The organism is Aeromonas sp. QDB34, assembly GCF_027705405.1.
Classification (GTDB): Bacteria; Pseudomonadota; Gammaproteobacteria; order Enterobacterales; family Aeromonadaceae; genus Aeromonas; species Aeromonas hydrophila.
The window spans coordinates 1-14,496 of sequence record NZ_JAPDBT010000038.1 but is presented as its reverse complement, the minus strand read 5'-3'; the positions used below and the strand labels follow the sequence as shown (position 1 = coordinate 14,496).

Genomic DNA, 14,496 nt, shown 5'->3' with positions numbered 1-14,496 from the left:
AATTGTTTTTGATGCTCGATGCTGTGAGTGCCCACACAGATTGCTTGATTCAAATTGTTAAAGAGCGACGCAGCTTTCGGCTGCTGCGGGAGTGGCATTCTACTCAACCGCCTTCTCGAGTCAAGCCTTATTTGCAAAGGCTTTTCGAGGTTACCGACCCGGTTGTTTGCGTTGCCGCTTGCCGTGTCGATGGAGGCGCATTATAGGGATCTGGATCACGCTTGCAAGAGGGTTTTCGAATTAAATTCGATAAATCAGTTCAACCGTTCAACAATCACCCAGATGGATGGCTTATTCAGCAATTCTGCCTCCATATAGCGACATCCCCCTATCTTTAGCCATAGGTGAGCACGCCGGTTCGACCCACCCGATGAATGACGCCTGCCACATCTATATCCATGGTGATCGCGCTCACGCCTTCGGGTAACATAGCGCCCCTTTGCGATTCACACACTCTTGGGCTTTGGAGAGTTTAATGCCTTTTGCACTTGGCCAGCGTTGGATTAGTGATACAGAGACGGATCTGGGGTTGGGGACTGTCGTTGCTGTTGAAGGACGCATGGTTACCCTGTTGTTTCCGGCTACCGGTGAAAACCGCATGTATGCCAAAGAAGAGGCGCCGGTGACCCGGGTCAGCTTCAATGTGGGCGATCAGATAGCCAGTCACGAAGATTGGACCATGACGGTCGAAGAAGTGCAGGAGAAAGACGGCCTGCTTATATATGTCGGTGTGCGTACCGACAATGATGAGCCCGTTGCCCTCAAGGAAGTGTTTCTCAACAACTTCATCAAGTTCAACAAGCCGCAGGATCGCCTGTTCGCCGGCCAGATCGATCGGATGTCCCGCTTTACCCTGCGCTACGAGGCGTTGATCAACCAGCACCAACGTCGTCGCAACCCGACTCGCGGTCTGGCCGGTGGCCGGGTCAGCCTGATCCCGCACCAGCTCTATATCGCCCATGAAGTGGGTCACCGCTACGCCCCGCGCGTATTGCTGGCCGATGAGGTGGGTCTGGGCAAGACCATCGAAGCGGGCATGATCATTCACCAGCAGCTGCTCTCCGGCCGTGCCCATCGGGTGCTGATCCTGCTGCCCGAGACTTTGCAGCACCAGTGGCTGGTTGAAATGCTGCGCCGCTTCAACCTGCACTTCTCCCTGTTTGACGAGGAGCGCTGCATCGAGGCGTTCGCCGATGCGGAGAACCCCTTCGAGACCGAACAGCTGGTGATATGCAGCCTCGACTTCCTGCGCAAGAAGCGCCGTCGCTTCGAACAGGTGCTGGAAGCCGAGTGGGACCTGCTGGTCGTCGACGAAGCCCATCATCTGGAGTGGAGTGAGGAAGCGCCAAGCCGCGCCTACGAAATGGTGGAAGCGCTGGCCGAACAGGTGCCGGGCGTACTGTTGCTGACCGCCACCCCGGATCAGCTGGGCCACCAGAGCCACTTTGCCCGTCTGCGCCTGCTCGACCCGGAACGTTTCTACGACTACGACGCCTTCCTCGCCGAGGAGCAGGCCTATGGTCAGGTCGCCAGCGCAGCGCAAGAGCTGCTGGATGGCGAGACCCTGAGCGATGAAGCTAAAAGAATCCTTGCCAGCCAGCTGGAAGGGCTGGACTTAAGCGATGCCGCCGCCCGTCAGCAGGCGGTCGCCAAGCTGCTGGATCAGCATGGCACCGGCCGGGTGCTGTTCCGTAACAGCCGCGCCAATATTCAGGGCTTCCCGGAGCGCCACCTCAACGTCTACCCCATGCCTCTGCCGGAGCAGTACAAGACCGCCATCAAGGTGATGGGCATGATGGGTGGCAACGGTGGCGATCTGCAGACCCGCGCCCTGCGCTACCTCTATCCCGAGAAGATCTTCCAGCAATTCGAAGGCGACAACGCGACCTGGACCCAGTTCGACCCGCGCGTCGAATGGTTGTTGGAACTGCTGCTCTCTGCCCGCCAGCAGAAGGTGCTGGTGATCTGCTCCGAAGCGGCGACCGCCATCGCGCTGGAAGAGGCGCTGCGTACCCGTGAAGGGATCCGTTGTGCCGTGTTCCACGAAGGGATGTCTATCCTCGAGCGGGACAAGGCCTCCGCCTATTTCGCTCAAGCTGAGGGAGGCGCTCAGGTGCTTCTCTGCTCCGAGATCGGCTCAGAAGGGCGTAACTTCCAGTTTGCCAGCCATCTGGTGCTGTTCGATCTGCCGCTCAACCCGGATCTGCTGGAACAGCGTATCGGCCGACTGGATCGTATCGGTCAGCAGAATACCGTCGAAATCCACGTGCCCTACCTGGAAGGGACCGCCCAGCGCGCCCTGCAGCTCTGGTATCACGATGGTCTGGATGCATTCGAGCAGACCTGCCCGACGGCCCGTCCGGTATTCGAAGCGGTACGTGACGAGCTGTTCGAGCTGCTGGCCGCCAACACAGGCGATCAGGCCCCCCTCGATGCCCTGCTGGTCAAGACTCGCGAACTGCACGAGCCGCTCAAGGCCCGGCTGGAACAGGGTCGCGATCGCCTGCTGGAGATCCACTCCAGCGGTGGCGCCGCCGCCCAGCAGCTGGTCGACAAGCTGGCCGCCGAAGATGACGACACCGGCATGATCTCCTTCGCCCTCAAGATGTTCGACGAGATCGGCGTCAATCAGGATGACCGTGGCGAGAACGCGCTGGTGCTGACCCCGGGGGATCACATGCTGGTCTCCAGCTTCCCGGGCCTGCCGCAAGATGGCATGACCATCACCTTCGATCGCAACACCGCTCTGTCGCGGGATGACATGGCGCTGCTCTCCTGGGATCACCCCATGATGCGTGGCGGTATCGACCTGATCCTCGGCTCCGAGATCGGAGCGACCTCGGTCGCCCTGCTCAAGAACAAGGCGCTGCCCATCGGCTCCATCCTGCTTGAGCTGATCTTCGTTGCCGAGTCTGCAGCCCATCCCCAGCTCTATCGCTTCATGCCGCCAACGCCGATCCGTCTGCTGATGGACAAGAACGGCCAGAATCTGGGTGAAAAAGTGGCGTTCGATGCCTTCAACCGCCAGCTCACGCCGGTCAATCGCCACCTCGGCAGCAAGCTGGTCACCGCGTCCCAACTGGTGATCCACGGTCTGATTGGCAAGGGCCAGGCCATTGCCGAAGAGCTGAAAGGCGGGATTGTCGACAAGGCCCGCGCCCAGATGGCACAGACCCTGCAGCAGGATCTGGACAGGCTGGAAGCGCTCAAGGCGGTCAACCCGAACGTGCGCGACAGCGAACTGGATTATCTGCGCAATCTGCAGGCAGAATTGCACCACCTGATCGATCAGACCCAACTCAAGCTGGATGCCATCCGCTTTATCGTGGTCACCCATAACTGACGCGATACTGAAGAGACATGACCGGCTCATGCCGGATGCCATGCCCTTTATGATTGTGGTTACTCATAACTGATGGGGGCTTGCCCCCACCTTCTGATGCGAGACATTTATGTTTGAATACTCACCGCCTCTGGAACCCTGGCTCGATATCCTGTTCAAGGACAAGGACATCATGGTGGTCAACAAGCCCACTGGCCTGCTGAGCGTGCCCGGGCGCGGCCCCGAGAATGAAGACAGCGTCCTGCATCGGGTAAAGCAGCAGCACCCCAAGGCGGCGGCGGCTCATCGCCTCGACATGTCCACCACTGGCGTCATTGTCATTCCCCTCAATCCCAATTCCCATCGGGAGCTGAGCCGGCAATTTCGCGAGCGGGAAACCGAGAAGCACTACCTCGCCTGGGTGTGGGGTGAGCCGGAAGCAGCGTCGGGTCAGGTCGACCTACCGCTCTGCGTCGACTGGCCCAACCGGCCGAAACAGAAGGTTGACCACGAGGAGGGGCGTCACGCCCTGACCCTGTGGGAAAAATTGAGGGTAGAGAATGGCAACAGCCTGATCAAGCTGACTCCCATCACGGGTCGCTCGCACCAGTTGCGCGTCCACATGCTGGAGCTGGGGCACCCGATTCTGGGTGACAACCTCTACGCCCATCCGGATGCGCTGGCGGCTGCCCCCCATCTCTACCTGCATGCGGCCAGCCTGACCATCAGCCACCCCCGCAGCGGCGAGCAGATGACCTTCGAGGCGCCAGCCCCTTTTCCGGTCTGAGCCAAGATAGACATCGCAATATCGCAGACATAAAAAAGCCCCCATCGACTGGATGGGGGCTTTTTCGTTAGGGTCAGACGCGAATATCGATGTTACTTCCCAGAGAAGCGTTGGCCGATGTCGGTGCAACCGGTGCTGATTGAGCTGCTGTTTGCAGCAGTTTCAATGCAGATTCACCTTCTTGGGTCTGTTGTTTCTTGGCCAGGCTGGCCGTCATCAATGCAGAACCAAATGACGCAGATGCAGAACTAGATATATCCATGGTGTACCTCCTGCTTTAAGACTATCGGCCATCTTGGGCCAAGCATGAGCCATTTTGGCTAAATTAAATACGCCTTGTCGGGTTGACGTCGCTCCAGCCACTCCTCTTCCATCTCCAGCAGGGTTTGATAAACCTTCTCCGCCTGTTCTGGACGGCTGAACAGATAGCCCTGACCATAGAGATGAATATCAGTGAGGGTGCGCAACACGTCGAGTTGAGCCTGAGTTTCTATCCCTTCACACACCAGACTCTTGCCCAGCATGGAGCCCATCCGGCATATGTTGGCGACCAGCTCGGATGCCTCGATGGACGTATCGATCCCCTGGATGAAGGAGCGATCGATCTTCACCTTGCTGACCGGCAGCTTCTGCAGATAGCTGAGCGAGGAGTAGCCAGTACCAAAGTCATCCAGTGCCAGCTGTACCCCCTGCTGATTGAGATCCTGCATCAGTTGCAGGGAGTTTTTCACCTCGCGCATGGTGGTGTCTTCCGTCACCTCCAGCACCAGACTGGCGGCCGGAATATGGTGGTCCATCAAGGCCTTGGCAACCAGCTTCAACAGATTACGCTGATACATGCCGGGCGAGATATTCACGCACATCTGCAAATCAACCAAACCCAGTTGCTGCCACTGATAAAGCTGCTCACAGGCCGTGTTCAATACCCAGCTGCCCAGCTTCTCAGCCAGCTGAAACTCCTCGGCAACCTGGATCACCTCGTTGGGTGGAATGAAACCCAGCTCAGGGTGACGCCAGCGCAGCAAGGCTTCCACCGCCTCGCAGCGGCCACTCTCGAGATTGACGATGGGCTGGTAATAGAGCTCGAGTGCATTGTGCTCGAGCGCCATGATCATGTCGCTTGCCAAATGCTTGCGGCGCGCCGTTTCATTGAGCAACGAGTTGTCGTAGATGACGTATGGCACATGGGTCTTGCGGCTGTGAAACAAGGCCTGCTCGGCCCGGCTGAGCAGCTCTTGAGTATGCTTGCTGTCCATCGGGAAGAAGGCGATACCGATGCCCACCTCCAGGCGGAACGGATAGTTGTCGATGATGATGTCCTGCTTGAGCGCATGCAGCAGGCGGGCCACCAGCTCCCTCACCTGGCGCAGGTCACTGCTTTCACGCTGGATCATGGCAAACTGATCGCCGCCCAGCCGGGCCACCCACTCACCGTTTTCACACAAACTGCGCATTCGCTTTGCCAGCTCCTGCAGCAGGAAATCACCGGTGTTGTAGCCGAACTTGCTGTTGATGTCGCGAAAATCGTTGATGTCCACCAGCACCAAGCCAAACGGCGTCTCCTTGGTGGCGTAGGACTCCATTTTCTCCAGCAAGGCCAACCGGTTAGAGAGCCCGGTCAGGGGATCGATCCGCGCCGCCCTGAAATGACGGCGGGCCTCGCGGATCAACAAACCGCTCAGCAACATCACCGACAACACCAGCCCTGAGACCATGAACAGCAGCGCATTGCGCAGCTGGCCAAAGCGTTTGTCATTGCCTGAATAGACGTTGATGTTCTTCTGCATCACGGAGGCGAGCGAATAGGAGAGTGGCTCCTGCAGAGGAACCAGGCGCATCAATATCTGCTGATAGTCGGGTGTCCCCGCCTTCAGATTGGTGATATTGGGCTCCATCTCGCGGATATTGCTTTCGATCAACTGCACCAGCCGCAAGGTCTTCTGCTTGTCCTTCATGCTCTGACGCAACTGGCCACTGAGCAGGATGGGGGTCCGGCTCCACAGGATGTCATAGCGCAGCATCAGGGTATCGTGATCGATGCCGCCATAATGGTAGATCTCGACGGAGTTGAGAAAGCGCCCCAACTCCAGTTGCAACTGCATCAGGGCCCAGGAGACGTCATAGGTATACCTCTCCATCACTCGGGTCGCATTCTGTATCTGCGCGAGGCAATAGAGGGTGCTTCCCGTAAACAACAGGATGGATAGGTAAAGAACGATGAGTAAAGGCCACGCCTTGGTCTTTGCTTTCACTCGTACTCCCGCAAGCCACTACATCAATGCTGAATATCAATGGCGTTCAATTGCCAAATCATCATGTCGGTAAACTCAGAGCGTTTCAGCTCGGGATACTGATCCAGCGGTAGGATAAACCAAAGCGGTCCCTTATTCCGTACCCGCATGGTGACCCCGTCATCTTGCCAGGCCAGAATCGGGTCGTATTGCCTGACCTTATCCCAGTTGATCCTGATCTGAAAACTGTTCAAGGCCGTCAAGGTGATCGCCTTGCCATCCGCACCGACGGCAGCCAAGACATCGGCCAGCTTGGGCCCCAAATATTTGTGCGGTTTGTCGACCCAGGGATTGCTGGTCACTATCTCATGCTGCGGCAGGGCCTTGAGCATGGCGAGATCGAAGGAAACCACCCCCTCCGTCGCTTCGGCCGGCAGCACATTGCCGGTCACCTTCAAAATGACGGGCCCCTGTGGCGCCTCAAGTGCCATCACCGGCATGGCCAGAGAAAACAGTAATGGAATCAAACCCAGTACACGCATACTCACCTCTGATTAAGTCACTGACAATAGACTCAGTTTAGTCGCCATAAAAAAAACGGCCCGCAAAAGCGAGCCGTTTGGTAACCAGGGCTGAATTACATCATGCCCATGCCGCCCATGCCGCCCATGTCAGGCATGGCAGGGGCATCTTTCTTCGGCAGCTCGGAGATCATGCACTCGGTGGTGATCATCAGGCCGGCGATGGAAGAGGCGAACTGCAGGGCAGAACGGGTCACCTTGGTCGGATCCAGGATACCCATGGCCAGCATGTCACCGTACTGTTCGGTGTAGGCGTTGTAACCGAAGTTACCTTCACCGTTCTTCACCGCGTTGGCAATGACGGAGGCCTCTTCACCAGCGTTGATGACGATCTGGCGCAGCGGAGCTTCCATGGCGCGCAGAGCGACCTTGATACCCACGTTCTGATCTTCGTTGTCGCCACGCAGGCCGGCCAGTTTGGCGGCCACGCGTACCAGCGCAACACCACCACCAGCAACCACACCCTCTTCTACTGCGGCGCGAGTCGCGTGCAGGGCGTCGTCAACCCGGGCTTTCTTCTCTTTCATCTCGACTTCGGTGGCAGCGCCAACCTTGATCACCGCAACACCGCCAGCCAGTTTGGCTACGCGCTCTTGCAGCTTCTCGCGGTCGTAATCGGAAGAGGTCTCTTCGATCTGCTGACGGATCTGAGCCACACGGCTCTCGATCAGGGATGCATCACCCACGCCATCGATGATGGTGGTGTTCTCTTTGGTGATGACGATGCGCTTGGCACGACCCAGGTCTTCCAGGGTCGCTTTTTCCAGCTCCATCCCCACTTCTTCGGAGATCACGGTACCACCGGTCAGGATGGCGATATCCTGCAGCATGGCTTTGCGACGGTCACCGAAGCCAGGTGCCTTGACGGCAGCGACTTTCACGATGCCACGCATGGTGTTGACCACCAGGGTCGCCAGCGCTTCGCCTTCTACGTCTTCGGCCACGATGATCAGCGGCTTGCCTGCTTTGGCTACGCCTTCCAGCACCGGCAGCATTTCACGGATGTTGGAGACTTTCTTGTCAACCAGCAGGATGAAGGGATCATCCAGCTCGACGGCACCGGTTTCCGGCTTGTTGACGAAGTACGGGGAGAGGTAGCCACGGTCGAACTGCATGCCTTCTACCACGGCCAGCTCGTCGTCCAGACCCTGACCGTCTTCAACGGTGATGACGCCGTCACGACCGACTTTGTCCATGGCTTCGGCAATCAGCTTGCCCACTTTCTCGTCGGAGTTGGCGGAAATGGTGCCGACCTGAGCGATGGCATTGTTGTCGGCACACGGCTGGGACAGCGCTTGCAGCTCGGCAACGGCGGCCACTACGGCCTTGTCGATGCCGCGCTTCAGATCCATCGGGTTCATGCCGGCGGCAACAGCCTTCAGGCCTTCGTTGACGATGGCTTGAGCCAGTACGGTAGCGGTAGTGGTACCGTCACCGGCGGCGTCGTTGGCCTTGGAAGCAACTTCCTTGACCATCTGGGCACCCATGTTCATGAACTTGTCTTCCAGCTCGATTTCGCGGGCAACGGAGACGCCGTCCTTGGTGATGGTCGGCGCGCCGAAGGACTTGTCCAGTACCACGTTGCGGCCTTTCGGGCCCAGGGTCACCTTGACGGCATCGGCCAGGATGTTTACGCCTTCCAGCATCTTGCTGCGTGCTTCGTTGCCAAACTTGACTTCTTTAGCTGCCATTTCTTCAATCCTTCAATCAATTCGCAGGGGGAAAGGGTGGATTACTCTTCGACAATCGCCAGGATGTCGGTTTCAGACAGGATCAGTACGTCCTGACCATCCAGCTTCTCGGTCTTCACACCGTAGCCTTCGTTGAAGATCACCTTGTCACCAACCTTGACAGCGAGGGCTTTGACATCGCCATTATCCAGAATTCGGCCAGTCCCCACGGCAAGAACTTCACCACGGGTGGACTTCTGGGCCGCAGTACCAGTCAAGACAATGCCGCCAGCGGATTTGGCTTCAGCTTCGATGCGCTTGATGATGACGCGGTCGTGCAGTGGACGAATTTTCATCGATAACTCTCCCAAAATGAGTCTCTGTGTTGCTTTGAGGAATGGCCATTCCTGGCCAAATTAGATATGTCTCCGATGTGGGGCACGTTTGTTAACCCTTCAAGGGCAAATACAAAAAAAATATTTTCACGTACTATGAACGTCTTCGATGGATCTCCCGAAGTCCCGGTCAGGAAACCGGTTTGTGCTGCCCGCAGCCAGAACTCCGCCAGACGTACAGAGACGAGCCCGTGACCCGACCCAATCCCCTGCTGACTGCCCCCATGACGTCCGTATTGCTGCGCATGACGGGCCCGATGATCCTCGGTATCGTCGCCATTCTCGCCTTCAACCTGGTCGACACCTTCTTCATCGGCATGCTGGGTACCCAGGCGCTGGCCGCCATCAGCTTCACCTTTCCGGTCACCTTCGTGGTCACCTCGCTGGCGATGGGACTGGGAGCCGGTCTCTCTGCGGTGATGGGTCATGCGCTCGGCCAGGGCAAGCATGATGAAGCCGCCCGCATCACCACCGACAACCTGTTTCTGGCCGTGCTGCTGGTCGCCCCCATCGCCCAGGCGGGGGCGCTGACCATACACCCGCTGTTCCGGTTGCTCGGCGCCAGCGATGAGCTGATCGCCCTCATCTACGACTACATGCTGATCTGGTATCTGACCGTCCCCATGCTGGTGCTGCCCATGGTGGGCAATGCCGCCATCCGGGCCACCGGCGATACCAAGACCCCCAGCCTGGTGATGACGGTGGCCGGCCTGGTCAACGGCGTGCTGGATCCCCTGCTCATCTTCGGCATAGGCCCCTTCCCCGCATGGGGGATCCGCGGCGCCGCCATCGCCACCTCCCTCTCCTGGCTGATGGCCATGCTGGTCAGCCTCTATATATTGCGCCACCGGGAAGGGCTGCTGCGCTGGCGCCTCTCCCCGCGCCCGCAGTTGCTGGCCCACTGGCGCGCCCTGCTGCACGTGGCGGTGCCCGCCTCCTTCACCAACATGCTCAACCCGCTGGCCAACGCCGTGCTGATGACCATCTTCGCCGGGCTGGGGACGGAAGTGGTGGCCGCCTACGGCGCCGCATCGAGAGTGGAAGCCCTGCTGCTTATCGTGATGATGGCGCTCTCCTCCGTGCTGGCGCCCTTCATCTCGCAGAACTGCGGGGCGGGCAACCCGGCCCGCGCAAAGGCGGCGCTGCAGTTTTGCATGCGCTTTGCCCTGCTGTTCCAGCTGGCGGTATACGCACTGACCTGGCTGCTGGCCCCCTTCATCGCCGAGCTGTTCAGCAGTCATCCGCAGGTGGTGCGCCTCATCGTGCTCTATCTGCACCTGGTACCCATCGGCTACGGCTTTCAGGGCATGGTGATGCTGCTCGCATCCGCCTTGAATGGCGTGAGGGCTTCCAGCGTCTCCTTCCTGTTCAACGGGTTGCGGCTGTTTGTCTTCTTGCTGCCAGGGGCCTGGCTGGGGGCGAAACTGGGAGGGGAGCAGGGGATCTATCTGGGAATTCTCGTGGCCAATCTGGCGGCGGGCACCCTGGCCTGGTGGTATGCCCGCCACCGCTTCGAGCAGTTGTGCCATCAGGGCAGGCCCTGATGGCAGGAAAGTAAGCGCAGCAGTTACTCCTTGCGCTCGAACTCCCCTTCGATGGTGGTGCCGCTGCGCGGAGCTTGACCCGGCTGGTCATTGCCCGGCACCTCGTCAAACGGCTGCTGACGGGCCTGAAAACCGCCCATCTGCACCTTGAACTGGTTGCTGCCGATCAGCTTGTCGGCCAGCTTGTTGCGCAGCCAGGGCTGCAGCAGCAGGATGCCGAAGAAGTCGGTCACGAAACCCGGGATGATCAGCAGCAGACCGGCCAGCGCCAGCATCATGCCCCCCATCACCTCACGTCCCGGCATCTCCCCCTGCTGCATCTTCTGCTGCGCGTTGAACAGGGTCTTGATCCCTTCGCTGCGCACCAGAGAGGAGCCCAGCACCGCCGTCAGAATGAGCAAGCCGACGGTCGGCAAGGCACCGATCACGGAGCCGACTTCGATCATCACGGTGAGCTCAAGCACCACCAGACCGACCAACAATAGAAACAACTTGCCCATAACAACCTCAGTGCGGATGAATGTGAATGAACCGCTGGCGAAGTGCGACAGCGGCTGATGCCGTTGCCAACCCGCCATGGTATCGGTTCCTGTTGATTAAAATGGGGGGTGACGCGCATTTTTCAAGTCCACAGGGTGACGAGGCGCCGGATCCACAGAAAAACCGGCTTGCCAGACTGTGATTGAAGTCATTGTTCTGTCAAAGTAAATCGGTTGATTGCAATATCTGTTTAATGACCACAAGTTATTTGAGGTTGTCTCAAATTTAGTGATCCAGGTCTAATATCAGATACCTCAATTGGGGTAATATCGACGCCAGTAATTAAGGGAGCAAAAAAGCCCCCAACCGCCCCACTCGATGTGTGGTGCTTCAGGATGAACCGTGCGTAAGGAACTCGCGACCACTCGGTGAGGATCGTTTCCATTTATCTGATTTCTGAGGCATTACAATGAGCGACATCAAGAACGTCCGCATTGAAGAAGACCTGCTGGGCACCAAAGAAGTTTCCAACGATCTCTACTACGGTGTGCATACCCTGCGCGCCGTTGAGAACTTCAAGATCAGCACTCAGAAGATTTCTGACGTTCCGGAATTTGTCCGCGGCATGGTACTGACCAAGAAGGCCGCCGCCTTGGCGAACGGCGAACTGGGTACCATCCGTCCTGAAATTGCTGACAAGATCGTAGAAGCCTGCGACCTGATGCTGAACACCGGCAAATGCTTCGACCAGTTCCCGGTCGACGTTTACCAGGGTGGTGCCGGCACCTCCGTCAACATGAACACCAACGAAGTACTGGCCAACATCGCCCTTGAAATCATGGGCCTGGCCAAGGGCCGCTACGACGTCATCAACCCCAATGACCACGTCAACAAGTGCCAGTCCACCAACGATGCCTACCCCACCGGTTTCCGCGTGGCCGTGGTCAACAGCACCGACACCACCCTGCACGCACTGGAAGCATTGATCGCCGCCTTCGATGCCAAGGCCGCCGAGTTCAAGGGCATCCTGAAGATGGGTCGTACCCAGCTGCAAGATGCGGTGCCGATGACCCTGGGTCAGGAGTTCCACGCCTTCGCCGTCACCCTGCGCGAAGAGATCAAGTCCATCAAGCGTTGCCAGGAGCTGCTGCTGGAAGTGAACCTGGGCGCCACCGCCATCGGTACCGGCCTGAACACCCCGCCCGAGTACTCCGCCCTGGCCATCAAGCGCCTGGCCGAGATCACCGGTCGTGCCTATGTCCCGGCTGAAGATCTGATCGAAGCGACCTCCGACTGCGGCGCCTACGTGATGCTGCACGGCGCCATTAAGCGCATGGCGATGAAGCTCTCCAAGATCTGTAACGATCTGCGTCTGCTCTCCTCCGGCCCGCGCACTGCACTCAAAGAGATCAACCTGCCGGAAATGCAGGCTGGCTCCTCCATCATGCCGGCCAAGGTCAACCCGGTCATTCCGGAAGTGGTCAACCAGTCCTGCTTCAAGGTCTTTGGCAACGACGTCACCATCACCTTCGCCGCCGAAGCCGGTCAGCTGCAGCTGAACGTCATGGAGCCGGTGATCGGTCAGGCGATGTTCGAATCCCTGAGCCTGATGGAAAAAGCCTGTATCTCCCTGCGCGAGAAGTGCGTGGAAGGCATCACCGCCAACCCGGAAATCTGCATGAACCACGTGCTGAACTCCATCGGCATCGTGACCTACCTGAACCCCTTCATCGGCCACCACGAAGGCGACATCGTCGGCAAGATCTGTGCTCAGACCGGCAAGAACGTCCGTGAAGTCGTGCTGGAGCGCGGCCTGCTGACCGCCGAGCAGCTGGATGAAATTCTCTCCATCGAGAACCTGATGAACCCGCAATACAAAGCCAAGCGTTATACCCGCGAAGCCACCGTATAAGCGAGCAAATGGGCCGGGTTTATCCCGGCCCATAAAGTCAGTTCCCGATAGGTCTTGCCCAGCCCCATCGGGAATTGGCTTTTCTGCCAAATAAAACCTAAAAAAACTGGAAAATGGAGTGTTCGCTATGATTGGAATCGAGTTACTTGTCGTGCTCGCCGCTATCTATCTGGGGGCCCGGATAGGCAGCATCGGCATCGGCTTTGCCGGTGGTTTGGGGGTACTGGTACTGACCTGGGGTCTGGGGATGCCAATTCCCAGCGACCAGCTGGTCACCTACATCCCCTGGGACGTGATCATGATCATCGCGTCCGTCATCTGTGCCATTGCCTGTATGCAACTGGCCGGTGGCATGGACTATCTGGTCTCCCTGGCCGAGAAAGCCCTGCGCAAGAACCCCAAATACATCACCTTCGCCGCCCCGGTCGTCACCTATCTGATGACCATGCTGGCCGGTACCGGTCACACTGCGTTCTCCACCCTGCCGGTGATCGCCGAAGTGGCCAAGGAACAGGGCATTCGCCCATCCCGTCCGCTCTCCATCGCCGTCATCGCCTCCCAGATCGCCATCACCGCCTCGCCCATCTCTGCGGCCGTGGTTGCCTTCTCCGGCATGCTTGAGCCGTTTGGCGTGGATTACCTGACTCTGCTGGCCATCTGCATCCCCTCCACCTTCATCGCCTGCATCCTCGGCGCCTTCGTCGCCAACATGCTGGGCAAGCCGCTCGACCAGGATGAAGTCTACCTGGAGCGCAAGGCCAAGGGGCTGATCAAGCTGCGCGGCACCACCAAGCTGGAGCTCAAGCCTTACGCCAAGGTGTCGGTCTGGATCTTCATCGCCGCCATCGTGGCCGTGATGGCCTACGCCACCGCCATCTCCGGTAAAGTGGGCCTGATCGCCAACCCGCCGATCCCCCGTGATGGTGCCATCATGGGCATCATGCTGGCCGCGGCCACCATCATGACCCTGGTCTGCAAGCTGGACGCCACCCAGGTCACCAACATGCCGACCTTCAAGTCCGGCATGTCCGCCTGTATCTGCGTACTGGGCGTGGCCTGGCTGGGCAACGTCTTCGTGAAAGGCAACATGGACACCATCCAGCTGATCGCCGGCGACCTGCTGAACCAGTACTCCTGGCTGCTGGCCGTGGTGCTGTTCTTTGCCGCCATGCTGCTCTACTCACAAGGCGCCACCACCAAGGCCCTGATGCCGGCCGCTCTGGCACTGGGTGTCAGCCCGCTGACCGCCATCGCCTCCTTCGCCGCTGTGAGCGCCCTGTTCGTGCTGCCGACCTACCCGACCCTGCTGGCCGCGGTCGAAATGGATGACACCGGCTCCACCCGTATCGGCAAGGCGGTATTCAATCACCCCTTCTTCGTACCGGGTGTTGCCACCATCGCCATCGCCGTGGCGCTGGGCTTCTTCTTCGGTGGCATGATGCTCTAACCAGCATTTAATTCCACAAACACGCAAACGGCCCTGTTAGGGCCGTTTTTTATGGCTCTGTCCCAGTTATGTGTTGAAAGGCTAACCTTGAAGTAGGTCATCACCTTGAGGGCCGCCATCATGGATA

12 protein-coding genes are annotated in these 14,496 nt (G+C 58.7%); 6 read left to right on the top strand and 6 right to left on the bottom strand.

Features of this window, described 5'->3' with window-relative positions:
• The 3 genes from OKC29_RS22410 to rluA form a co-directional block, all read left to right on the top strand.
• On the top strand, positions 1-206 hold a 206-nt coding region (locus tag OKC29_RS22410; RefSeq protein WP_270669781.1), incomplete at its 5' end, for a hypothetical protein.
• A 269-nt stretch (positions 207-475) separates the two neighbouring features.
• Entirely contained in the window at positions 476-3,343 is a 2,868-nt protein-coding gene (gene rapA, locus OKC29_RS22405; RefSeq protein ID WP_073348956.1) for an RNA polymerase-associated protein RapA, read from the top strand.
• Between the two features lie 109 nt (positions 3,344-3,452).
• Positions 3,453-4,109 (top strand): bifunctional tRNA pseudouridine(32) synthase/23S rRNA pseudouridine(746) synthase RluA, encoded by a 657-nt coding sequence (rluA, locus tag OKC29_RS22400; protein ID WP_073348954.1) that lies wholly within the window; start codon positions 3,453-3,455, stop codon positions 4,107-4,109.
• 73 nt (positions 4,110-4,182) lie between these two features.
• On the opposite strand, the gene OKC29_RS22395 is transcribed toward rluA, so the two are convergent.
• The 5 genes from OKC29_RS22395 to OKC29_RS22375 form a co-directional block, all read right to left on the bottom strand.
• Positions 4,183-4,371: a hypothetical protein gene (locus OKC29_RS22395; protein WP_073348952.1), complete on the bottom strand. Its 189-nt coding sequence runs from the start codon at positions 4,369-4,371 to the stop codon at positions 4,183-4,185.
• A gap of 58 nt (positions 4,372-4,429) precedes the next feature.
• A complete protein-coding gene (locus OKC29_RS22390; protein WP_039214446.1) occupies positions 4,430-6,361 on the bottom strand; it encodes a putative bifunctional diguanylate cyclase/phosphodiesterase in 1,932 nt (643 codons plus the stop codon).
• A gap of 23 nt (positions 6,362-6,384) precedes the next feature.
• Positions 6,385-6,882, bottom strand: coding sequence for a molybdopterin-binding oxidoreductase (locus OKC29_RS22385; protein ID WP_162275613.1), 498 nt, complete (start codon positions 6,880-6,882; stop codon positions 6,385-6,387).
• Between the two features lie 95 nt (positions 6,883-6,977).
• Complete coding sequence (gene groL / locus OKC29_RS22380; RefSeq protein WP_011704804.1) at positions 6,978-8,612, bottom strand: chaperonin GroEL; 1,635 nt, start codon at positions 8,610-8,612, stop codon at positions 6,978-6,980.
• Positions 8,613-8,653: 41 nt separating this feature from the next.
• The gene (locus OKC29_RS22375; RefSeq protein WP_005309514.1) at positions 8,654-8,947 is read right to left on the bottom strand and encodes a co-chaperone GroES; all 294 of its coding nucleotides are present in this window, start codon (positions 8,945-8,947) and stop codon (positions 8,654-8,656) included.
• A gap of 182 nt (positions 8,948-9,129) precedes the next feature.
• Here OKC29_RS22375 and OKC29_RS22370 point away from each other — a divergent pair, with 182 nt between their 5' ends.
• Positions 9,130-10,530: an MATE family efflux transporter gene (locus OKC29_RS22370; RefSeq protein WP_073348951.1), complete on the top strand. Its 1,401-nt coding sequence runs from the start codon at positions 9,130-9,132 to the stop codon at positions 10,528-10,530.
• 23 nt (positions 10,531-10,553) lie between these two features.
• Here the strand turns inward: OKC29_RS22370 and OKC29_RS22365 are convergent, their stop codons facing one another.
• Positions 10,554-11,030, bottom strand: coding sequence for an FxsA family protein (locus OKC29_RS22365; RefSeq protein WP_162275612.1), 477 nt, complete (start codon positions 11,028-11,030; stop codon positions 10,554-10,556).
• Between the two features lie 449 nt (positions 11,031-11,479).
• Here OKC29_RS22365 and aspA point away from each other — a divergent pair, with 449 nt between their 5' ends.
• On the top strand, positions 11,480-12,922 hold the full coding sequence (gene aspA / locus OKC29_RS22360) for an aspartate ammonia-lyase (protein WP_011704801.1): 1,443 nt from the start codon (positions 11,480-11,482) through the stop codon (positions 12,920-12,922).
• Between the two features lie 127 nt (positions 12,923-13,049).
• The gene (locus OKC29_RS22355) at positions 13,050-14,369 is read left to right on the top strand and encodes an anaerobic C4-dicarboxylate transporter (protein ID WP_011704800.1); all 1,320 of its coding nucleotides are present in this window, start codon (positions 13,050-13,052) and stop codon (positions 14,367-14,369) included.
• Positions 14,370-14,496: the final 127 nt, after the last annotated feature.